Source organism: Ralstonia edaphi (genome assembly GCF_958350185.1).
GTDB classification, from domain to species: domain Bacteria; phylum Pseudomonadota; class Gammaproteobacteria; order Burkholderiales; family Burkholderiaceae; genus Ralstonia; species Ralstonia edaphi.
Map to the genome: position 1 here is coordinate 502,589 of NZ_CATWHI010000003.1, position 21,224 is coordinate 523,812.

Annotated in this window: 21 protein-coding genes; 12 read left to right on the forward strand and 9 right to left on the reverse strand. The window is 66.8% G+C overall.

The genetic code is table 11. The features are described 5' to 3' along the window. Window positions 1-11: 11 nt before the first annotated feature. A complete protein-coding gene (icmF, locus tag R2669_RS12810) occupies window positions 12-3,299 on the reverse strand; it encodes a fused isobutyryl-CoA mutase/GTPase IcmF (RefSeq protein WP_316900444.1) in 3,288 nt (1,095 codons plus the stop codon). 309 nt (window positions 3,300-3,608) lie between these two features. On the opposite strand from icmF, the gene R2669_RS12815 reads away from it, so the two are divergent. From R2669_RS12815 to R2669_RS12855, 9 genes are all read left to right on the forward strand, one after another. Beyond that, window positions 3,609-4,634, forward strand: coding sequence for a hypothetical protein (locus R2669_RS12815; protein WP_147217361.1), 1,026 nt, complete (start codon window positions 3,609-3,611; stop codon window positions 4,632-4,634). 256 nt (window positions 4,635-4,890) lie between these two features. Further along, window positions 4,891-6,093: an ammonium transporter gene (locus tag R2669_RS12820; protein WP_027678482.1), complete on the forward strand. Its 1,203-nt coding sequence runs from the start codon at window positions 4,891-4,893 to the stop codon at window positions 6,091-6,093. 84 nt (window positions 6,094-6,177) lie between these two features. After that, window positions 6,178-6,534, forward strand: coding sequence for a DUF427 domain-containing protein (locus R2669_RS12825; RefSeq protein ID WP_316900446.1), 357 nt, complete (start codon window positions 6,178-6,180; stop codon window positions 6,532-6,534). A gap of 163 nt (window positions 6,535-6,697) precedes the next feature. After that, complete coding sequence (locus tag R2669_RS12830) at window positions 6,698-7,420, forward strand: AraC family transcriptional regulator (protein WP_147217357.1); 723 nt, start codon at window positions 6,698-6,700, stop codon at window positions 7,418-7,420. Between the two features lie 105 nt (window positions 7,421-7,525). After that, a complete protein-coding gene (locus R2669_RS12835; protein ID WP_316900448.1) occupies window positions 7,526-8,506 on the forward strand; it encodes a DMT family transporter in 981 nt (326 codons plus the stop codon). A 638-nt stretch (window positions 8,507-9,144) separates the two neighbouring features. Next, entirely contained in the window at window positions 9,145-9,780 is a 636-nt protein-coding gene (locus tag R2669_RS12840; RefSeq protein WP_316900450.1) for a LysE family translocator, read from the forward strand. Between the two features lie 25 nt (window positions 9,781-9,805). Further along, window positions 9,806-10,999 carry a low temperature requirement protein A gene (locus R2669_RS12845; RefSeq protein WP_316900452.1) on the forward strand — a complete coding sequence of 398 codons (1,194 nt, stop codon included), beginning with the start codon at window positions 9,806-9,808 and terminating at the stop codon, window positions 10,997-10,999. A gap of 94 nt (window positions 11,000-11,093) precedes the next feature. Continuing rightward, the gene (locus tag R2669_RS12850) at window positions 11,094-11,801 is read left to right on the forward strand and encodes a glutathione binding-like protein (protein WP_316900453.1); all 708 of its coding nucleotides are present in this window, start codon (window positions 11,094-11,096) and stop codon (window positions 11,799-11,801) included. Between the two features lie 61 nt (window positions 11,802-11,862). Then, window positions 11,863-13,059 (forward strand): MFS transporter, encoded by a 1,197-nt coding sequence (locus R2669_RS12855; RefSeq protein ID WP_316900455.1) that lies wholly within the window; start codon window positions 11,863-11,865, stop codon window positions 13,057-13,059. A 261-nt stretch (window positions 13,060-13,320) separates the two neighbouring features. Here the strand turns inward: R2669_RS12855 and R2669_RS12860 are convergent, their stop codons facing one another. The 4 genes from R2669_RS12860 to R2669_RS12875 are packed head-to-tail and all read right to left on the reverse strand — an operon-like array spanning window position 13,321 to window position 15,737. Next, window positions 13,321-13,578 carry a hypothetical protein gene (locus R2669_RS12860; protein WP_316900458.1) on the reverse strand — a complete coding sequence of 86 codons (258 nt, stop codon included), beginning with the start codon at window positions 13,576-13,578 and terminating at the stop codon, window positions 13,321-13,323. Continuing rightward, entirely contained in the window at window positions 13,575-13,991 is a 417-nt protein-coding gene (locus R2669_RS12865; protein WP_004633594.1) for a VOC family protein, read from the reverse strand. The genes R2669_RS12860 and R2669_RS12865 overlap by 4 nt, the downstream gene beginning before the upstream one ends. Continuing rightward, complete coding sequence (locus tag R2669_RS12870) at window positions 13,991-14,497, reverse strand: helix-turn-helix domain-containing protein (RefSeq protein WP_316888830.1); 507 nt, start codon at window positions 14,495-14,497, stop codon at window positions 13,991-13,993. The genes R2669_RS12865 and R2669_RS12870 overlap by 1 nt, the downstream gene beginning before the upstream one ends. Before the next feature lie 19 nt (window positions 14,498-14,516). Then, the gene (locus R2669_RS12875; protein WP_316900460.1) at window positions 14,517-15,737 is read right to left on the reverse strand and encodes an aminotransferase-like domain-containing protein; all 1,221 of its coding nucleotides are present in this window, start codon (window positions 15,735-15,737) and stop codon (window positions 14,517-14,519) included. A gap of 125 nt (window positions 15,738-15,862) precedes the next feature. Here R2669_RS12875 and R2669_RS12880 point away from each other — a divergent pair, with 125 nt between their 5' ends. Beyond that, window positions 15,863-16,216 (forward strand): glyoxalase superfamily protein, encoded by a 354-nt coding sequence (locus tag R2669_RS12880; RefSeq protein ID WP_147218043.1) that lies wholly within the window; start codon window positions 15,863-15,865, stop codon window positions 16,214-16,216. 69 nt (window positions 16,217-16,285) lie between these two features. Here R2669_RS12880 and R2669_RS12885 read toward each other — a convergent pair whose 3' ends face one another. Next, window positions 16,286-16,474 carry a hypothetical protein gene (locus tag R2669_RS12885; protein WP_147218045.1) on the reverse strand — a complete coding sequence of 63 codons (189 nt, stop codon included), beginning with the start codon at window positions 16,472-16,474 and terminating at the stop codon, window positions 16,286-16,288. A gap of 61 nt (window positions 16,475-16,535) precedes the next feature. Further along, on the reverse strand, window positions 16,536-17,006 hold the full coding sequence (locus tag R2669_RS12890) for a PRC-barrel domain-containing protein (protein WP_147218048.1): 471 nt from the start codon (window positions 17,004-17,006) through the stop codon (window positions 16,536-16,538). A gap of 199 nt (window positions 17,007-17,205) precedes the next feature. Between R2669_RS12890 and R2669_RS12895 the strand changes: the two genes are divergently transcribed. Both R2669_RS12895 and R2669_RS12900 read left to right on the forward strand, forming a co-directional pair. Next, window positions 17,206-17,682: a hemerythrin domain-containing protein gene (locus R2669_RS12895; protein WP_147218051.1), complete on the forward strand. Its 477-nt coding sequence runs from the start codon at window positions 17,206-17,208 to the stop codon at window positions 17,680-17,682. A 30-nt stretch (window positions 17,683-17,712) separates the two neighbouring features. Beyond that, a complete protein-coding gene (locus R2669_RS12900) occupies window positions 17,713-19,509 on the forward strand; it encodes a thiamine pyrophosphate-requiring protein (protein WP_316900463.1) in 1,797 nt (598 codons plus the stop codon). Between the two features lie 23 nt (window positions 19,510-19,532). Here R2669_RS12900 and rtcA read toward each other — a convergent pair whose 3' ends face one another. Together rtcA and R2669_RS12910 are read right to left on the reverse strand one after the other, a co-directional pair. Then, window positions 19,533-20,603, reverse strand: a complete 1,071-nt coding sequence (rtcA, locus tag R2669_RS12905; RefSeq protein WP_316900465.1) for an RNA 3'-terminal phosphate cyclase — start codon at window positions 20,601-20,603, stop codon at window positions 19,533-19,535. 94 nt (window positions 20,604-20,697) lie between these two features. Continuing rightward, window positions 20,698-21,213, reverse strand: coding sequence for a hypothetical protein (locus R2669_RS12910; protein WP_316900466.1), 516 nt, complete (start codon window positions 21,211-21,213; stop codon window positions 20,698-20,700). Window positions 21,214-21,224: the final 11 nt, after the last annotated feature.

Consider the following 21,224-nt stretch of genomic DNA (forward strand, 5'->3'; position numbering starts at 1 on the left):
GCGGGGTGCGGCTACATGTTGCGCCGGTACTGCCCGCCCACCTCGAACAGCGCATGCGTGATCTGCCCGAGCGAGCAGACGCGCACCGCATCCATCAGCACCGCAAACACGTTCTGATCGTCGATCGCGGCACGCTGCAGCCGCTGCAGCATGGCGGGCGCTTCCCCGGCATGCCGCGCATGAAACGCTTCCAGGCGCGCGAGTTGGCTCTGCTTCTCTTCCTCGCTGGACCGAGCCAGTTCAATGTGCGGCGGCACCACGCTCTCCGCATCGGGATTGCGGAACGTATTCACACCAATGATCGGCAGCGAGCCATCGTGCTTGCGCTGCTCATACAGCATCGACTCTTCCTGGATCTTGCCGCGCTGGTAGCCGGTTTCCATCGCCCCCAGCACACCGCCGCGCTCCGCAATGCGCTCGAACTCCTGCAGCACGGCCTCTTCCACGAGGTCCGTCAGCTCGTCGATGATGAAGCTGCCCTGGTTCGGGTTCTCGCACTTGGCCAGGCCCCACTCGCGGTTGATGATGAGCTGGATGGCCAGTGCGCGCCGCACGGATTCGGCCGTCGGCGTGGTGATCGCCTCGTCGTAGGCATTCGTGTGCAGGCTGTTGCAGTTGTCGTAGATGGCGATCAGCGCCTGCAGCGTCGTGCGGATATCGTTGAAGGCAATCTCTTGCGCGTGCAATGACCGGCCCGACGTCTGCACGTGGTACTTCAGCTTCTGGCTGCGCTCGTTCGCGCCGTACTTGTCTCGCAGCGTCACCGCCCAGATGCGGCGCGCGACGCGGCCGAGCACGCTGTATTCCGGGTCCATGCCGTTGGAGAAGAAGAACGACAGGTTCGGCGCAAAGTCATCGATATGCATGCCGCGCGCGAGATACGCCTCCACATACGTGAAGCCGTTGGCGAGCGTGAAGGCGAGTTGCGAGATCGGGTTCGCGCCCGCCTCGGCAATGTGGTAGCCCGAGATCGACACCGAGTAGAAATTGCGCACCTGGTGGTGCACGAAATATTCCTGGATGTCGCCCATTACCTTGAGCGAAAACTCCGTCGAGAAGATGCAGGTGTTCTGCCCCTGGTCTTCCTTGAGGATGTCGGCCTGCACCGTGCCGCGCACGTTTTGCAGCACCCACGCGCGGATCTTCGCCTCTTCGTCTTGCGTCGGCTCTCGCCCGTTGTCGGCGCGGAACCGGGCGAGGTTCTGGTCGATGGCGGTGTTCATGAACATCGCCAGGATCGTCGGCGCGGGGCCGTTGATCGTCATGGACACCGACGTGGCGGGGCTGGTCAGGTCAAAACCGTCGTACAGCACTTCCATGTCGTCGAGCGTGGCGATGGACACGCCGGAGTTGCCGACCTTGCCGTAGATGTCGGGGCGCAGCGCCGGGTCTTCGCCGTAGAGCGTGACGGAGTCGAACGCGGTGGAGAGCCGCTTGGCCTCCATGCCTTCCGAGACCAGCTTGAAGCGCCGGTTGGTGCGGAAGGCATCGCCCTCGCCCGCGAACATGCGCGTCGGGTCTTCGTTCTCGCGCTTGAAGGCGAACACGCCGGCGGTGTACGGAAAACTGCCCGGCACGTTTTCGCGCATCAGCCAGCGCAGCACTTCGCCGTCGTCTTCGTACGGCGGCAGCACGACCTTGCGGATGGTGGTGCCCGAAAGCGTGGTGTGCGTGAGCTGCGTGCGGATTTCCTTGTCGCGGATCTTGACGACGTATTCGTCGCCGGAATACGCGCGGCGCAGGTCGGGCCACATGGCGAGCAGCTTGCGCTCGGCGGCGCCGAGCTGTGCGTCGCGCTCGGCCGCCTGCTTGTCGAGCGCGGACAGCGTCTGCACGGTGGCGCCGGCCTGCTCCAGCATGCGGTGGCTGGCCTGCAACTGCTGGCGCTCGCGTGCGAGGCGGCTTTGCGCGTCGACGCGGCGGTGGTAGCTGCGCACCGTATCGGCCACCTCCGCCAGGTAGCGCACGCGCGCGGGCGGCACGATGGCATCGTGGCTGGTGGAGCATTTGCCGGCCGGGCGCGGCAGCGAGCGTTCGGCCAGCGCCATGCCGCGCTCGGTCAGTCGATCGGCCAGCGCGTGATACAGCGCCGTCACGCCGTCGTCGTTGAAGTGCGAGGCCTGCGTGCCGAACACCGGCATGTCTTCGGGCCGGGCGTGCCATTGCTCTCGATTGCGCTGCACCTGCTTGGCGACGTCGCGCCACGCATCCTGCGCGCCCTTGCGGTCGAACTTGTTGATCGCCACCAGATCGGCAAAGTCGAGCATGTCGATCTTCTCCAGCTGACTGGCGGCGCCAAACTCGGGCGTCATCACATACAGCGACAGATCGACATGCGGCACGATCGCCGCGTCGCCCTGCCCGATGCCGGAGGTCTCGACGATGATGAGATCGAACCCGCCCGCGCGGCAGGCGGCAATCACGTCGGGCAGCGCGTCGGAAATCTCGCGGCTCGCTTCGCGCGTGGCCAGCGAGCGCACGAAGATGTTCGGATGGTTGATCGCGTTCATGCGAATGCGGTCGCCCAGTAACGCGCCGCCCGACTTGCGCCGCGATGGGTCGATCGAGATGACGGCGATGCGCAGCGAGTCCTTCTGGTCGAGCCGGAAGCGGCGGATCAGCTCATCGGTCAGCGACGACTTGCCTGCGCCGCCCGTGCCCGTGATGCCGACCACCGGCGTATGCGTGGCCGCCGCAGCCGCGCGTACGGCGTCGCGCAATGCCGGATCGATGCGGCCCGACTCCAGGGCGGTGATCAGTTGCGCGAGGGCGCGGCGGTCGCCGGTGGCGACGGGCTCCAGCGTGGCGGGCGCATAGACAGAAAGATCGATGTCGCAACGCTGCACCATGTCGGCAATCATGCCGGCCAGCCCCATGCGCTGGCCGTCTTCGGGGCTGTAGATGCGCGCGACGCCGTAGTCCTGCAGTCCGCGGATCTCCGCCGGCACGATCACGCCGCCGCCACCGCCGAACACCTGGATGTGCTCGCCGCCGCGTGCGCGCAGCGCGTCGATCATGTACTTGAAGTATTCGACGTGGCCGCCCTGGTAGCTGGACACCGCAATGCCCTGCACGTCTTCCTGCAACGCTGCGTTGACCACCTCGTCCACCGAGCGGTTATGCCCGAGGTGGATCACCTCGCAGCCCATCGACTGCAGGATGCGCCGCATGATGTTGATCGACGCGTCATGCCCGTCGAACAACGATGCGGCCGTCACGAAGCGCACCTTGTTGCGCACCGGCGCGGCTTCGGTGGCAAGCGTCGGATCGGCCGCGCGGGCAGCGGAAAGATCGGTCATGTCTCCACCTTCGATAGTGGGGCGCCGGCGTTGGATGTGTTGTACGACGCACAAGGCGACGCGTGCCGGTCAGCGGGTCGAACAGACAGTATTTTCGGGGTTGGGGCGGTCGTCAACGGGCCGCACGGGCGAGGGCCTGTTGAGCCCTCCACACAAATGGGCACGCTGCCACCCGGGCCGGTTTGCGCAAATCGCGGACGACCGGAACGGTCCGATCTCGGTGCAACACCCAGCTTGCACACAATCGATACAAATCGTTAGAGTCGGATTTTGGTCGGAAACGGGTCCGGCCACAGGGGGGAACTTCCAATGCCAAGCCGCGCAACGATGCGCTGGTGTCTGACCGCCTTGCTGGCGTGGTCCGGCCACGCCGTAGCGTGGGACTACACGCCCGGCGCCATCCCGGGGCTGATCAGCGTGCTTGGCTTCCTGACCGTGCAATCGCAGGCGATCGACCGCGCCATCCAGCGCTTTCCCGGGCAGCGTGAAGAGTTGATCCGCGCCCGCACCCAGTTCGACAACACGTTCCCGCAGGCGCTGACTCGCACGCGTCGCCTCATCGCCGGCATTCCGCTGTCCGACGACGAGCGCCAACTGCTGATCGGGCGCGCGCTCGACATTCATCAACCCAGTGTTGGCGTTGCCACCCAGACAGCCGAGACGGCCCACGCCCTGGCCGAACGCGTGGTGGCACGCGCACAGGGCAACCAGGACCGCGCCACGCTGCAGACGCTGCTGGCGGTGGTCTACGACGACCGCCCCGCCGATGAGCTGGGCAGCCGCTTCACCCAGGCCGTGACGCTGTCTGACTGGCCGAACGCGCGCGGCGCGAGCCTCAACCTGCGGCTGCCGTTCTCGTGGGAACGCGTGCCGCCCACGGCCCCGCGCAAACCCGACCCGGCCCGCGTGGCGATCGGCGCGTGGGCCAACCAGGGCGGCTCGGGGCTGTCGCGCATTGAACTGATCGTGCGCCCGACCGAAGGCGATCTCGAACCCGTTCCCGACAGCCGCGAGCCCCGCTGGATGCGCGATGCCGTCAAGCAAGCCGTGGCCGGCCCCTGCAAGCTGCTCGGCTGGGGCACGCAATCGTTCGGCGGCCGCCCCGGCGTGTGGGCCAGCTACATCGGCGAATCGCCCGGGCCGCATATCCCGCGCGCCACCGGCAACACGCTGGTGGGCCGCGTTTTGATGGTGCCGACCGACGGCGCCCTGCTGATGCTGCACATGCAATCTCCCGCCACCTCGCCCGAGCAGGCCAGTGCCGTGCGCCTGCGGTACGAGCCGCTGTGGAACGCCGTGGCGGCATCGTTCAGCGTCGCGGGCGCCAAGCCTTAATCTTCCGGCGGGCCGGCCGCACCACTACGGCGCATCCGACGCCTCGACCGCACCATTTCAAAGCAGACACGCACCGATTTCGGGCTGAACTCAGAACCTCGTCCGACCGCGACCTGCCGCGCACGGCCGTGGTGCGCCATGTCACCTTTTTGCACACCGTTGGAACAACTTTTGCATCTGTCGGCGCTTTTTGCGTCATTTGTGGGCAAGCACTGCACCCGGATGGCGCTGACCCTCAACCCGCACGACAACCGCAATGAACTCCATCAAAACCGGGGGCGACGCGCTCTTCATCCTGCTGGGCGCGATCATGGTGCTGGCCATGCATGCCGGCTTCGCGTTCCTTGAGCTGGGCACCGTCCGCAAGAAGAACCAGGTCAATGCGCTGGTCAAGATCCTGGTCGACTTTGCCGTGTCGACCATCGCGTACTTCTTCATCGGCTATTCGATCGCGTACGGGGTCAATTTCTTTACCGGCGCCGACGTGCTCGCCCAGCAGAACGGCTACGAGCTGGTGAAGTTCTTCTTCCTGCTGACCTTCGCGGCCGCCATCCCGGCCATCATCTCGGGCGGCATTGCCGAGCGCTCGCGCTTCGAGCCGCAACTGGCGGCGACCTTCGTGCTGGTGGGCTTCGTCTACCCGTTCTTCGAGGGCATCGCCTGGAACCAGCGCTTCGGCATCCAGCACTGGCTGCAGAGCGTGACGGGCGCGGAGTTCCACGACTTTGCCGGCTCGGTGGTCGTGCACGCGGTGGGCGGCTGGATCGCGCTGCCGGCCGTGCTGCTGCTGGGCGCACGCCACGGCCGCTACAAGGACGACGGCCGCATCGCCGCGCATCCGCCGTCGAACATCCCGTTCCTGGCGGCCGGCGCCTGGGTGCTGGCGGTGGGCTGGTTCGGCTTCAACGTGATGAGCGCGCAGACGCTCGACAAGATGAGCGGCCTGGTCGCCATCAACTCGCTGATGGCGATGGTGGGCGGCACGCTCACCGCGTGGTGGATGGGCAAGAACGATCCGGGCTTTTCGTACAACGGGCCGCTGGCCGGCCTGGTAGCCGTGTGCGCCGGGTCCGACGTGATGCACCCGCTGGGCGCGCTGGCCGTCGGCGGCATTGCGGGCGTGCTGTTTGTCTGGATGTTCACGCGCGTGCAGAACGTCTGGCGCATCGACGACGTGCTCGGCGTGTGGCCGCTGCATGGCCTGTGCGGCGCCTGGGGCGGCATCGCGGCCGGCATCTTCGGTTTGAAGGCGCTCGGCGGCCTGGGCGGCGTGTCGTTCTGGGCGCAGGTGGCGGGCACGGCCGGCGGCATCGCCATTGCGCTGATCGGCGGCACGGTGGTGTACGGCACGCTGCGCAAGCTCGTCGGGCTGCGGCTGGACCGCGAGGCCGAATTCATGGGCGCCGACCTGGCCATCCACCGCGTCTCGTCCACGCCGGAATCGGAAACGCACTGGTAAGCACGAGCCGGCAGTCAGGGGAAGGCGCGCGCGGCGCTTGCTACAGTGAAAGCGTCTCCCCTCGCCCAACTGCAGGAGTGCCGCATGCCCGATATCGATCCGAATCACCCGATCACCGTCGAGTCGAACCCGCGCCGCGTAACCGTGACGCTCAACGGTTTCACCATCGCCAGCACGCATCTGGCGCGCACGCTGCGCGAGGCGTCGTATCCGCCCGTGCAGTACATCCCGCGCGACGATGTGCAGATGAACCTGCTGGAGCGCACGCAGCATCACACCCATTGCCCGTACAAGGGCGATGCGTCGTACTACACGATCGTGGCCGGCGATGTGCGCGCCGACAACGCCGTCTGGACGTACGAACAGCCCAAGCCCGTCGCGCGTGAAGTGGCCGGCTATCTGGCGTTCTATCCGGACAAGGTGACGATCCAGGAGGAATGAAAGCGCAGGCGCGGCTGACACGCCGGTGTCACGCAAACAGCGCACGATATGCGTGTTCCTCTTCTCACGGAGCCTCTTTCCGTGAAAGTTCCGAGACCCGGCGCAGACGATCTGTGGCCGGGTATTTTTTTGGGCGAATGCCGGTGCTATTCTCGGCGGCACCATGCTGGACTTCCGCACTTACGGCCTCGCCGCGCCCCCGCACTCGCACGACTTCATGCAGGTCGTGATGCCCGCACGCGGCATCCTCGAGATGGACGTCGACGGCCGCGGCGGCCGTGTCGACACGCACCACGCGGCGCTCATTCCGGCGGGCGCCACGCATGCGTTTGAAGCCACCGGCGCCAACCGCTTCATCGTCTTCGACATCCCCGGCCAAACCGTGGACGCGCCCAGCCTGGGCGGCTTGGCCGACCGCGTGTTCTTTCCGCTCACGCCCGGCCTGCGCGCACTGACGACCTGGCTGCAGGACGCGCCCATCGTCGATGCCGTGCTGGCCACTGCGTGGTCGTCGCTCGCGCTAGCGACGCTGGCCGCGCATCCGGCCAACCAATCCACGCAGATCCGCGCACGCCCCGACGCGCGTGCCGAGCGCGCATGGCACGCCATCGAGCACCGCTACGCGGAGCCGCTCACCGTCGATGCGCTGGCCGCAGAAGCGGGCGTGAGCGCGCGTCGCCTTGCCACGCTGTTTCGCGCCGCTTACGGCACCACGCTGCATGCGCATCTCGCCCAGGTGCGGCTGCGGCATGCATTGACGCTGCTGGAAACCACCGCCCTGCCCATCGCCGAGGTTGCCGCACGCACCGGCTACTACGACCAAAGCGCCCTCACGCGTCACCTCAAGGCCGCGCACGGCATCACGCCCGCAGCGGTGCGGCGCTAGCCCCACCATTTCCGTTTTTGCCAAAGCGCAGCCGTCTTCACCAAGACGCGCGGCACGCACGCGCGCAGAGTGCCGGTTCGATTGGTCTTTTCGGACAGGCGCTCCATGGCTGTTGGCGACACCTCCACTGCAACGCAGCTGCATCACGGTCAGCACGACGCGCGGCGCGACCACCTCACGGGCATCGGCTACGGCGTCGCGGCCGGCGCGCTGTGGGGCGTCATCTTCGTCGCGCCGAAAATGCTGCCGCAGTTTTCACCGCTGGCGCTGTCGGCCGCGCGGTATGTGCTGTACGGCGTGCTCTCGCTCGTGCTGGCGCTGCCGGTGTGGCGCACGCTGTGGCGCAAGACGACCCGGCGCGACTGGGCGGCGCTGCTGCTGTTATCGCTGCCGGGCAACATCCTTTACTACCTGTGCGTGGCGGGCGGCGTACAGCGCGCGGGCGTGGCGCCGGTGTCGCTCATCGTCGGGCTGTTGCCCGTGACCGTCACACTGGCCGGCGCGGCCGAACGCGGCAGCCTGCCGTTGCGGCAACTGGCCCTGCCCCTGCTGATGGCCGTGGCCGGCGTGGTGTGCATTTACCTCGATGCGCCCGACGTGCATTCGAGTGCCGGCGGCAGAACCTATTTCATCGGGCTCTTGATGGCAGCGGGCGCGCTGGCGTGCTGGACGGTGTACGCGGTGTGCAATGCGCGGTACCTGCGCGCGCGGCCGCAGTTCACGAGCCGGGAATGGTCGCTGTTGACGGGCGTCGCTACCGGGGTGCTGTCACTGGCACTGGCCGTGCCGGCGTTCTTGCTGCCCGGCATGGCAACGGCGTCTGCGCAGCCCGCATCGGCGTGGGGGATGTTCTGGCTGGTGAATATGGGCGTGGCGCTGGGGGCGTCTGTGCTCGGGAACAGCCTGTGGAATGCGGCCAGCCGCAAGTTGCCGTTGACGCTGTCGGGGCAGTTGATTGTGTTTGAGACGGTGTTTGCGTTGGTGTATGGGTTTGTTTATGAGGGTCGGTTGCCGCATGGGTTGGAGGTGGCGGCGGGGGTTTTGTTGGTGAGTGGGGTGGGGTTGGCGGCGCGGAGGCATGGGTAGGGTTTTTTTTGGGGTTGTTTTTTGCCTTGGTGGTCCACCTCCCTTTCGTTCCCTGCCGGGACCGACTCACTTTTCTTTGTCTTGCCAAAGAAAAGTAAGCAAAAGAAAGGCGCGCCCGAGATGGCGACCCCCTCCTTGGATTTGTGTCGCGGGGAGGGGAAGGAGCCAAACTCGCTGCGCTCAGACAAGGCTCCTTCCTTGATCCTCCCCGCAACAAAAATCCAAGGCGCCATCTAGGGCTCAACGTCAAAAGAAAAAGGCCAACCCATCGCGCAGTTGGCCTTGTCGTTTGGGCCTGCGCTTAGATGGTTTGGCCTTTGACTTTCCTGCCCTAGATGGCGCCTTCAATTTTCGTAAGCGGGCGGAAAAAAGACGGGGAACTGTCTGAGCGCAGCGAGTTTTCCCCGTCTCCGCCCGGTTACGAAAATTGAAGGAGTCTTTCGCCATCTCGGGCGCGCATTTCTTTGCTTACTTTCTTTGGGCAAGACCAAAGAAAGTGAGTCAGCCCCGGCAGGGGATGAAACAAGGGATGCACCAACAACCCCAAAACCAAAAACAAAAAACCCCACCCCATTTGACGCCCCATTTTTTTCATGGATAACTGTCTCCCCTCCCCCAACAACACAGCGAGCCACCCCATGACCCTCCAAACCTGGCTGGCCTTCATCGGCGCCAGCATCATCATCCTGCTCATCCCCGGCCCGACGATCCTGTTGGTGATTGGTGATTCGCTGGCCAACCGTGGCCGCTCGGCGTGGAGCACCGTTGCCGGCGTGGCCGCTGGGGACACCACAGCCATGGCCGTGTCCCTTGCCGGTGCGGGCGCCCTGCTGGCCGCATCGGCGGCGGCCTTCACGGCGCTCAAGCTCATCGGCGGTTCGTACCTCGTCTATCTGGGCATCAAGTCCATCCTGAGCGCCCGCCGCCTGCGCGACGATGCGCCCGAGGCGACCATCCCGGTGCAGCAGAAGTCCGCTGGCCGCCGCTTCCTGTCCGCCTGGACGGTCACGGCGCTCAACCCCAAAAGCATCGTCTTCTTCGTCGCCTTCGTGCCGCAGTTCATGTCGGCCGAGCAGACCTTCCTGTCGCAGAGCGTGATCCTGCTGCCGACCTTCGTCATCCTGGCCGCCGCCAACGCGTCGTTGTACGCGCTGGCCGCCAAGCTGCTCGCCAAGCGCCTGACCAGCGTGGCCGCGCAGCGCCGCTTCGGCTACACGGGCGGTGCGGTGATGGTGGGCGCTGGCACGCTCACGCTCGGCATGCAGTCGGCCTGAACCTGCCCGTACGAGGTTCGTCACGATGCACCGCAGCTACCTCCGCCCCTCGCCCGAAGGGGCCCACGGCCACCACCGCGTCACCAACATCGAGCTGTTCTTCGATCTGGTGTTCGTGTTTGCGGTGACGCAGCTCTCGCACCTGCTGATCGGCAACTTCACGCTGCAAGGCGGCGCGCAGGCGCTGCTGCTGATGCTGGCGGTGTGGTGGGTATGGATCTTCACCTCGTGGGTGACGAACTGGCTCGACCCGGACAAGCTCGCCATCCGCATGCTGATGCTCGTGCTGATGACGGGCGGGCTGCTGCTCTCGGCGTCGCTGCCGCAGGCATTTGGCTCGCGCGGGCTGGCGTTTGCGCTGGCCTATGTGTTCATGCAGTTCGGGCGCACGGTGTTCTTCCTGTGGGCCGTGCGCGGCGAGTCGCTGCCCATGCGGCGCAACTTCCAGCGCATCGCCACGTGGCTCGGCATCTCTGCGGTGCTGTGGCTGGCGGGCGGCCTGTCGGACGGTTCCGTGCGGTGGGCCTGCTGGATCGTCGCGCTGTCCATCGAATGGGTGGGGCCGTCGATGGGCTTCTACACGCCGGGCCTGGGCCGCTCCACCACGAACGACTGGAACGTGGAAGGCGGCCACATGGCCGAGCGCTGCTCGCTGTTCATCATCATCGCGCTGGGCGAATCGGTGCTGGTCACGGGCTCCACGTTTGCCGGGCTCGACTGGACTGCCGAAAACATCGCGGCGATGGCGATGTCGTTCATCGGCAGCCTGGCGATGTGGTGGCTGTACTTCGACACGATTGCCGAGCGCGGCGCGCACACCATGTCGCATTCGGCGGATCCGGGCCGGCTCGCACGGCTGGCCTACACCTACATCCACGTGGTGCTGGTGGCCGGCATCATCGTCGGGGCGGTGGCCGACGAGTTCGTGCTGGCGCATCCGGTGGGCCACCCCCATGCGGGGACGGCACTGGCGGTGCTGGGCAGCGCGGCGCTGTACCTGCTGGGCAACCTGCTGTTCAAGTGGGCGATCTTCGGCAGGTTGCGCCCGGCGCATGTCGTTGGCCTCGTGGTGCTGGGCGGCGCCTGGATGGTGACGGGCGAATGGCCGGCGCTGGCGGTATCTGCGCTGGCGACGGGCGTGCTGTGCGGCACGGCGGCGTGGGAAGGGTACGCACGCTCCTGCGAGACAGCCGAACCGGCACAAGCGCACGGACACTGAGTGGTCACCTGAAAATTCCAGTTTCTGGACATTACAAAAGGCCACTCGCGCGCCTACTCTGTCCACCAACATGACAGAACACGAGGGCCCCGCCATGATCGACCTCTACTACTGCGCCACGCCCAACGGCCTGAAGATGGCGCTGTTCTTTGCCGAAACCGGCTTGCCGCACCGCGTCATCCCCGTCGATATCAGCCGGGGGGACCAGTTCAAGCCCGAGTTCCTGGCCATCTCGCCCAACAACAAGATCCCGGCCATGGTCGACCACGACCCGGCCGCGGGGACCGAGCCGGTGGTGCTGTTCGAATCGGGCGCCATGCTGCTCTACCTGGCCGAGAAGACCGGCCAGCTGATGCCCGCCGACCTGCACGGCCGCATGGAAGTGCTCAAGTGGCTGTTCTGGCAGGTGGGCGGCCTGGGTCCGATGGCCGGGCAGATCGGCCACTTCAATGTCTATGCGCCCGAGCGCGTGCCCTACGCCATCGAGCGCTACACCAAAGAGACCAACCGCCTCTACGGCGTGCTCGACCGCCGCCTGGCCGACCGCCCGTACATTGCCGGCAACGACTACACCATCGCCGACATCGCGGCCTATCCGTGGATCGTCCCGCACGCCGGGCATGGGCAGGACCTGAACGACTTCCCGCACCTGCAGCGCTGGTTCGAAGCCGTGGGCGCACGGCCGGCCACGCAGCGCGCTTATGCCGGGGTGGAACGTGCCTACTCGCGCCGCCGCGAAGACATCTCCGACGACGAGCGCAGCGTGTTGTTCGGTCAGACCGCCAACTCCGCCGCGCGCTGATCCTCGCGGAGCCTCCGCGCTCCGCCCTCTCTCCGTTTTCCTCTTCTGACAGGAGCCGACCATGCCGGCATCGCTGTGGTGGTTGTGCCTGGGCGCGTTCGCCATCGGCACTGAAGGTTTCATGATCGCCGGCCTGCTGCCGGTGCTGGCCGCAGACCTGGGCGTGAGCGTGCCGGCGGCCGGGCAGCTCGTTACCGTGTTTGCCGTTACGTATGCCGTGGGCTCGCCGGTGATGGCGACGCTGCTCGGCAATGTCGACCGCCGCCGCGTGCTGATCGGCGCGCTGGCCATCTTTGCGGCCGGCAACCTGCTGGCGGCCACCGCGCACGGCTTTGGGCAGTTGATGGCGGCGCGCGTGCTGCTGGCGCTGGCGGCCGGCGTGTTTCTGCCCACGGCCAATGCGGTGGCCACCTCGCTGGTGCCGGCTTCGCGCAGCGGCTCGGCGCTGGCCATCATCACGGGCGGCGGCACGGTGGCAGTGGCGCTCGGCGTGCCGCTGGGCGCGTGGATTGCGGCGCAGGGCGACTGGCGCTCGACGTTCATCGCATGCGGTGTGCTGTCAGCGCTGGCCACGGCGGGCCTCGCCTTCGGCCTGCCGCGCGCGCTGCCGCACAGCGTGACCACGCTGGCGCAGCGCCTCTCCGTGGCCCGCCGGCCAGGCATGCTGGGCGCGCTGGCGGTGTCCACGCTGTGGGCCGCAGGCGGCTTTACGTTCTACACCTACGTCGCCCCGTTCTTCGTGCAGGGGCTGGGCTTCGCGCCGCAGCACGTGGGGGTCGTGCTGTTCCTGGTCGGCAGCTTCGCGGCGCTGGGCACGGGCCTTGGCGGCCACATGACCGACCGCGCAGGCGTGGCGCGCGTGCTGGCGGTCAGCAGCGCGGGCATCGTGCTGGCGTTCTCGGTGCTGTCGCTGTCGGCGCAGGTGCTGCACGGTACGGTGGCCGGCGCGGTCGCCATCGGCGCGGTCGTGCTGTGGGGCATGGCCGGCTGGGGCTTCGGCCCGGCGCAGGCAACGCGCCTGATCCGCCTCGCGCCCGATGTGTCGCCGATCACGCTGTCGCTGCATGCGTCGGCCGTGTATGTGGGGATCGCGCTGGGGTCGAGCGTTGGCGCGCTGGCCCTGGCGCATGGCGGCCCGGGCATGCTGGGCTGGGCAGCCGCCGCGTGCCATGTGGTGGCGGTGGTGTTGTGGCGCAACAGTGCGCGCCATGAAGCCGCACAGGCAGACGGGCCGACGGCCACATCGATCGCACATTGAGCGCCGGGCCGCCGATGCCGTGCTCAAGGTTCCGAGCTCGGCGAGCCGAGCAAAAAGCCTGGCGATCCGAGCTCCGAGCTCGGCGGGCCGAGCAAAAAGCCTCACGATCCGAGCTCCGAGCTCGGCGGGCCGAGCAAAAAGCCTCACGATCCGAGCTCCGAGCTCGGCGGGCCGAGCAAAAAGCCTCACGATCCAAGCTCCGAGCTCGGCGAGCCGAGCAAAAAGCCTGGCGATCCGAGCTCCGAGCTCGGCGGGCCGGCCTCAGGCCCCAGCGGCGGGGGCTTCGCGGTTGGCCCGATTTACGCGTCGCTCGGCGCGGCGGTCCAGGTACGGCAGCGCAAACATGTAGAGCCCCGTGAACAGCAGCAGCGCCAGCGGCAGCAGCGGCGCGTAGGTGATCCACGCCGGCGGCTGCGCACCCTTGCCCAACCCCAGGGCGACAAAGTTGGCGATGACCGTGAGCGTGAACGCCATCGACACCCAGCGGTGAAACTGGCGGATTGCGTGGCGGGCGCTCACTGGGCACCTCCGGCGGCCTGGATCATCTTCCAGCCGTTGCCGGCCGGGTCACGAAAGCCGGCGTCGACGCTGCCGAAGCGGTCGATCGGCTCTTGCGTGAACTCCACGCCGCGCTCGCGCAGTTGCGCATAGGCGGCGCGGCAATCGGCGACGGTCAGCACCAGCGGCGGCATCGCGCCCTTGGCCACCATGGCGCGCAAGGTCTGCGCGGTGGCTTCGTCGTGAATGGGCGGGCCCGGCTGGAACAGGCCGAGCTGAAACGACGGCTGCTCCGGATGCTGCACCGTCAGCCACCGGTACGGGCCGTTGCGCACGTCGGTATGCACGCGAAACCCGAGCTTGTCGACATAGAACGCCAGCGCCGCGTCCTGATCATCCACATACAGCCCGACGACATTGATCCCTTGGCTCATCACCGCTCCTTGTTGTTGGTGGGTGACGGATTTGTACCCGCCGCCAGCTGGCGGCGCTTCTCCGAAACTGCTGTGACGAGGTCGGGCCGCTGCGCCGCCTTCAGCACACAGGCGGGCACGCGGTCGAGTTGCTGCTGCGGTGCGGTGGCCTGGGCGTGGCGGCGAAGCGCGCTCGGGCTCTGCCCGGTGATGTCGCGAAAGATGCGGCCGAAGGTGCCGAGGCTTTCCCAGCCCGTGGCGTAGGCGATTTCGATGATGGGCAGGTCGGTGTCGCGCAGCAGGGTGGTGGCCTGCTCAATGCGGCGCGTCAGCAGGTAGCGGTGCGGCGGAATGCCGAAAGCCTGCTTGAACGAGCGCGCGAAATGCGCCTCCGACACGCCGCTCACCTCGGCCAACCGCTTGACGGGCCATGCCTCGTGCGAGGCGGCGTCCATGCGGTCTTTGGCGCGCAGCAGGCGGCGCAGCAGCGCGGGGTCTTGCTGCGCGTCGGTGTGTGCCTGTGCCACCGCGGCCTGCCAGCGGGGGTCAGCCCAGCTTGAACTCGCCGATGGCATGCGCGAGCTTGCGCACCCCCTCTTCCACCTGCGCCAGCGACGAGGTGGCGTACGACAGACGCAGCGTCGAGCGATCCGGGTCGACCGGGTAGAACGCCGCGCCCGGCACGAACGCCACACCGCGCTCGATGGCCACCTTGGCCACATCGCCGGCATTGCGGCCCGGCAACGTGCACCACAGGAACATGCCGCCGCGCGGGCGGTTGAAGGTCAGCTCAGTGTCGGGCAGCAGCGCACGCAGGCCGTTGGCCATGGCGTGAGCGCGTTCGGCATAGGCGGCACGCGTGCGCGGCAGCACGGTGTCCAGGCGATTGCTGCGCAGGTACGCCGCGGCCGTGGCCTGTGCAAACGTGGAGGTGTGCGCATCGGCAAACTGCTTGACCATCACCGCGTTGCCCAGCACCGGCTGCGAGGCGATCATCCAGCCCACGCGCAGCCCCGGCGCCACCACCTTCGACAGGCTGCCCAGGTAGATCACACGCCCCTGCGCGCCGTCGGTCTGCTGCGACAGCGCGTACAGCGACGGCGGCGGGGGCGCGTCGAAATACAGATCGCCGTACGGGTCGTCTTCCACGATCAGCAGGTTGTGGCGCACTGCCGCGTCGAGCAAGCGCTTGCGGCGCTCCAGGCTCATCAGCGCGCCGCTCGGGTTGCCGAAGTTGGGAATCACGTAGAGGAATTTGGGGCGAGTTGTGGCCGCCCCCGTGGCGAGCATCTTTTCCAGCGCGTCGACATCCAGGCCGTCGCCATCGGTCGGCACGCCGGCCACCTTGGCGCCGTACAGCTTGAACGCCTGGATGGCGGCGAGGAAGGTGGGCGCCTCGGTCAGCACCGTGTCGCCCTCGCCGATCAGCACCTTGCCCAGCAGATCCAGCCCTTGCTGCGAACCGGTGGTGACGAGGATGTCGGTGTTGGCGACATTGGCGCCGCGACTCTTCATCAGCGTGACGATGGCCTCACGCAGCGGCTCGAAGCCCTCGGTGGCGCCGTATTGCAGGGCGCGGGCGGCGTCGGTGGTGAGCGCGCTGTCGGCGGCAGCCTTCAGGCCTTCCACGTCAAACAAGGCGGCATCCGGAAAGCCGCCGGCAAACGAGATCAGGCCCGGCTTGCCGAGCACCTTGAACAACTCGCGGATGGCGGAGGTTTCAACGTTTTGCAGGCGGGGTGCCAGCAGCGATTGCAGGAATTCCATGGCGTGCGTGTCTCTGTAGTTCGGTGCCCGCCACTTTACGTGATGTGCGCCCCGTGCGCATGCCAGCAAGACGTCACAGCCGTGACTAGAATGCCGCCACCGAATGGGTAAAAAGGAGGCAACGCATGGCTGTCCGACGCATCGTCCCGAACCTGCATGCCACCGATCCGGCACGTGCCCGCGCGTTCTACGTTGAACTGCTGGGGCTGGAAGCGGTGATGGACCACGGCTGGATCGTTACCTTTGCCAATCCAGCCAACACGACGACGCCGCAGGTCAGCATTGCCAGCGAAGGCGGAAACGGTACGCCGGTGCCAGCGCTGTCGGTGGAGGTTGACGACGTGGATGCCGTGCACGCACGGGCCGTGTCGCTGGGCCTGGAAGTCGTCTACCCGCTCGTCGACGAGCCTTGGGGCGTGCGCCGTTTTTTCGTGCGCGATCCGTTCGGCAACGTGGTCAACATCCTGACGCACCGCTAACCACACGCGTCAAAAAAGAAAACGCCCGCATGCCAAAGGCGATGCGGGCGCGGCAGGGCCGGCTAGCGGCTACCGGTGATTGCCGTTGTGGGTGCGCTTGTCCTGGTGTGCGTTGCCGTTCTTGTCCTTCTCGACAACGCGTGTGATGCCGCCCGTGGCGGGCGGGTCACTGGCCGGGAAGGTGTCTTCCACCGCCTTTTCCACCAGCTCCTCACGCTTTTCTGCGTGCGGATGCTTCTCTTTCTTGCCCTTCTCCATGGCGCCCTCCTGTTTCAAGCGTGGTTGAAGACACGCAAGCGAACAGCGTGCCTGGGCGCGTTCAATACTCTTCCCAGTACGGACGCGAGCCGTAGTACTCATGCACGGACTGCGCCCAGGTCGGATCGGCCATCGTGGGCCAGCTGTCCTTGTCGAAACCCGGAGCTGCCTCCAGGCGATCCTTGTTGGCGTCGAGCACAAAGCACTTGCGGTCGACGTCGAGCGACATGGCGCTCCACGGCACGGCAAAGAGCTTGTCGCCGATGCCCAGGAAGCCGCCCACCGACATCACCGCATAGGCGATCCGGCCGCGCTGCACGTCGAGCATGATGTCGGTGATCTTGCCGAGGTCCTCTCCATTGAGGTTGACGACGCGATCGCCCTCCAGCGTATCTGCGGCCATCAGTTCCGGGCCCGGGCCGGCTGAATCAGACTCAGCGCGGCCGATGATGCGCATGCGTACACCGGCGGTGGTGCCTACACCGGTGGCGGTGCCAGTGCCCAGGGTGGTGCCGGTTGTCGTGGTTTGCATAGCAGTTACCTCCCATCAATCAGTTGACGTTCAGGATGGTGTGCGGCCGCCACGCATCTTGCGCAGCGTCTGTCGCACGCAATGACCTCTGCCAGCACGAAGCTTGCCTGCAACGCGCCGCCCGCAACGACGGGGCGCGGCATGGCGCTTGCTCGACGGTACGGCGTACTTCAACAAGAACCCCACCCGGAGAACCCCCATGAACAAAGCTGAAATTCCTGTGGCGCAACGCGCTGTGCTGTCGATGCTGCTGGACGATCACCGCGAGGTGAAAAAACTCTTCAAGGCCTTCCAGCAGGAAAAAGACAAGGCGGCCGGCGAGCAAATCGTGCGCGAAGCGTGTGAAAAGTTGACCGTCCACACGCAGCTTGAAGAAGAGGTGTTCTATCCGTTCGTGCGCGACAACGGCGGCGAAGCCTTCAAGGACCTGGTCGACGAAGCCGTGGTGGAACACGCCACCGCAAAGGATCTGATCGAGCAATTGAACGGCATGGAAGCAGGCGACGATCTGTTCGCGGCCAAGTTCACCGTGCTGGCCGAGTACGTCTCGCACCACGTGGAAGAGGAAGAGACCGAGCTCTTTCCCAAGCTGGTCCGACAGCACGTGGACCTGACGCCGCTGCAGGAACCCATGACCGCGCGCAAGGAAGCGCTGCTCGCCGAGACCGCCAGCTGACGCCCCGCCACCCGACACCGGACAGACACCATGCAAGCCACCGTCAGCGATTTCCTCGTCGCCCGCCTGTATGACTGGGGTGTGCGGCGCATCTTTGGCTACCCCGGAGACGGCATCAACGGCATGTTCGGGGCCTTGCAGCGCGCGGGCGGCAAGATCGAGTTCGTGCAGGTGCGGCATGAAGAGATGGCCGCCTTCATGGCCTCGGCGCACGCCAAGTTCACCGGTGAGCTGGGCGTGTGCATGGCGACGTCCGGGCCGGGTGCCACGCACCTCATCACGGGGCTGTACGACGCGCGGCTCGACCACATGCCGGTGCTGGCGATTACCGGGCAGCAGGCGCGCACGGCAGTCGGCGGGCATTACCAGCAGGAGGTGGATCTGGCGGCGATGTTCCGCGACGTGGCCGGCGCGTTCGTCCACCAGGCCAGCATGCCGGCGCAGGTGCGGCACCTGCTGGATCGCGCGGTGCGCATCGCCATCGGGCAGCGTCGGGTGACGGCGCTCGTGCTGCCCAACGATCTGCAGGAAATGCCCTACACCGAGCCGCCGCGCGCGCATGGCACGGTGCACTCGGGCGTGGGCTACAGCGCGCCGAGCGTGATCCCGCAAGCGGCCGATCTGGAGCGCGCGGCGGACATCCTCAACAGCGGCCGCCGGGTGGCGATGCTTGTCGGCGCGGGCGCACTCGGGGCCAGCGCAGAAGTGGCGGTCGTGGCGGAAACGCTCGGCGCGGGCGTGGCCAAGGCGCTGCTCGGCAAGGCCGTCCTGCCCGACGAGTTGCCCTATGTGACAGGCGCCATCGGCCTGCTCGGCACCGAGCCGAGCTGGGAGCTGATGAGCCACTGCGACACGCTGCTGATGGTCGGCTCCGGCTTCCCCTATGCGGAATTCCTGCCCAAGGAAGGCCAGGCGCGCGGCGTGCAGATCGACCTAGACCCCGGCATGCTGGGGCTCCGCTACCCGATGGAGGTCAACCTCGTGGGCGACAGCGCGCAGACGCTGCGTGCGCTGCTGCCGCTGCTGCAGCGCAAGACCGATCGCTACTGGCCCGACCGCATTGCCCGCTGGAACGAGCGCTGGTGGAAGACGCTGGAAGACCGCGCGCTGCAGCCGGCCTACCCCGTCAACCCGCAGCGCGTGCTGTGGGAGTTGTCACCGAAGCTGCCTGGCAACGTGATCGTCACCAGCGACTCCGGCACCTGCGCCAACTGGTATGCGCGCGATCTCAATTTCAAGCCCGGCATGATGGGCTCGCTCTCGGGCGGGCTGGCGTCGATGGGCGCGGCGGTGCCGTATGCGATCGCCGCCAAGTTTGCGCATCCCGATCGCCCCGTCATCGCACTCGTGGGCGACGGCGCCATGCAGATGAACAACATGGCGGAACTCATCACCGTGTCGAAATACTGGAAGCGGTGGAAGTCTCCCAAGTGGATCTGCATGGTGCTCAACAACCAGGATCTGAACGAAGTCACCTGGGAGCAGCGCGTGATGGAAGGCGACCCGAAATTCCCGGCGTCACAGGACATCCCTGACGTGCCGTATCACCGCTTTGCCGAGTTGATCGGCCTGAAGGGCATCTACGTCGACAACCCCGACCAGCTGGCCGGCGCGTGGGATGAAGCGCTCGACGCAGACCGCCCCGTGGTGCTGGAAGTGAAGACCGACCCCGATGTACCGCCGCTGCCACCGCACGTCACGCTGCAGCAGGCGCGCAACTTTGCGACGGCCCTGGCGTACGGCGACCCGGACGCGAGCGGTGTGCTGCGCGGGACAGCGCGGCAGGTGTTGTCGGCGCTGTTCCCGGTGCACAGGGACAAGGAGTGACACGGAAAGTGGAGGTGGCGCGGTCAGGCCACCTCGACGTGGACGGCCCCTGATTCCAGCGGGCGCACCGCCACCTCCACCGGCAGGAACTTCTCGATCACGCCGATGTTGGTCAGCAGATGCGATGACGCCGTGACCACCGTGAAAGCACCGGCGCCTGCGAGCGCCATTGGCAGCACAAGCTGATCAGCGAGGTATTCGTCGACGGCTGCGGTGCTTTGCAGGTAGCGCTGCGCGGCACGGGCGACTTCCTTGCCGATCGTCTCCGCCGTCACGCCACGCTCGCCAAAGCCCGTGAAGACTTCGGTCACGTGCTCATGCTCGATGTCCAGGACGAGCGCATTGCCCGGGCCTTCCGCGTTGCCGAGATCGCGGACCGTGCCTTCGACGCCGGGCACGAGACGACTCAACGTGTCCAGCTCGCGCCGCGCCACGCTGCCGCGCACGCCGGCAACGATGCCTTCGGCACGCAGCGCCCGTTGCGCACCGCGCTCGGTCAGGTGTAGCGGCATCAACGCATCCGTGCACGGCGCTACCGTCGCGACCACCTCGCCGCCGCCCGCCGGATAGAAGCCGTGGCGCTTGAGCGCGAGCGTCTGCGTCACACCCATGCGCGCCACCAGCGGCAGCCATGCCCGGATAAGGAAATCGACCGGCGGCGCCGCGCGGTTGTGCGTGCCACCGCTGACCGACACGGTGCTCGGCGCGTCGGCAAACCAAAGCGCTGGAAGGATCGTCTGCAGCACGAGCGTGCAACTGCCGGCCGTGCCGATGGCGAAGCGGTAATCGCCGCCACGGATGACTCCCGGCACAAACCGCAGCGTCTGCGAGCCTGCTTCTGCGCCCCCTACCGTCGCACCGCTGATCTGCACGGCAGCCTGCACCGCCGTCAGATGCTGGCGCAGCAAGCCCGGCTTGGAACGCTTGGCGCGAATGTTCTCGATCTGGAACGGCGTGCCGGTCAGCATGGACAGCGTGAGCGCCGTGCGCAGGATCTGCCCGCCCCCTTCACCTTGTGCGCCGTCCAGTTCGATGCAATCGGCGGACTGCACGTGTGGTGTGTGTCGTGCGTGTCGTTGTAATAGGGTGTTCATGGTTTGTTCTTCTTGTTCTTTGTTGGTGTGCGCCTCGCCGCCGCATGCGCGTCAGGTCGCACGGGCTTCGCGAGCGTGCTCGCCCGTCTCAATCTCAATCGGTCGTGCTTGCTGCCAGCACGCACAGCGTGCGGCATCGCGGGTTGAAGACGGTCAGGCACCAGATGCCCCACCATTCCTTTCCCGCATCAAAGTAATCACTCCACGTGCTGCGCTCGGGCTCGTCGTCCGGGTTACCTACCCAGTCGATGGCTTCCAGATCGTCATCTGGAAGAACACACAGCATTGCGAGCCAATCCCGGAAGTCCTTACGGTCGAGCTTCGTACCGTAAGGCGGATCGAGGAACGCCCGCTCCAACGGTCTGCCTTCTTCTGCCAACGCACGAACTTCCGGTGCGTCAAGGCGCCTCGGACAAGCACGGTCCCACTGGACGTCTTGTGCGGGCCACTCGAGGTGCGCGAACAAGCCGGCCAGCGCCTGGCGGTGAATCTCAGTGCCAGGCGCGTCCGGCCCTTCGACGCGATACAGCACGAAATCAAAAGCGCATCCGGCGTGCCCCAAGCGCCGGCGCATCGCCTCCATGTCAGGGCTCTCGACACGCGTCAGCATGGTCGATGCCC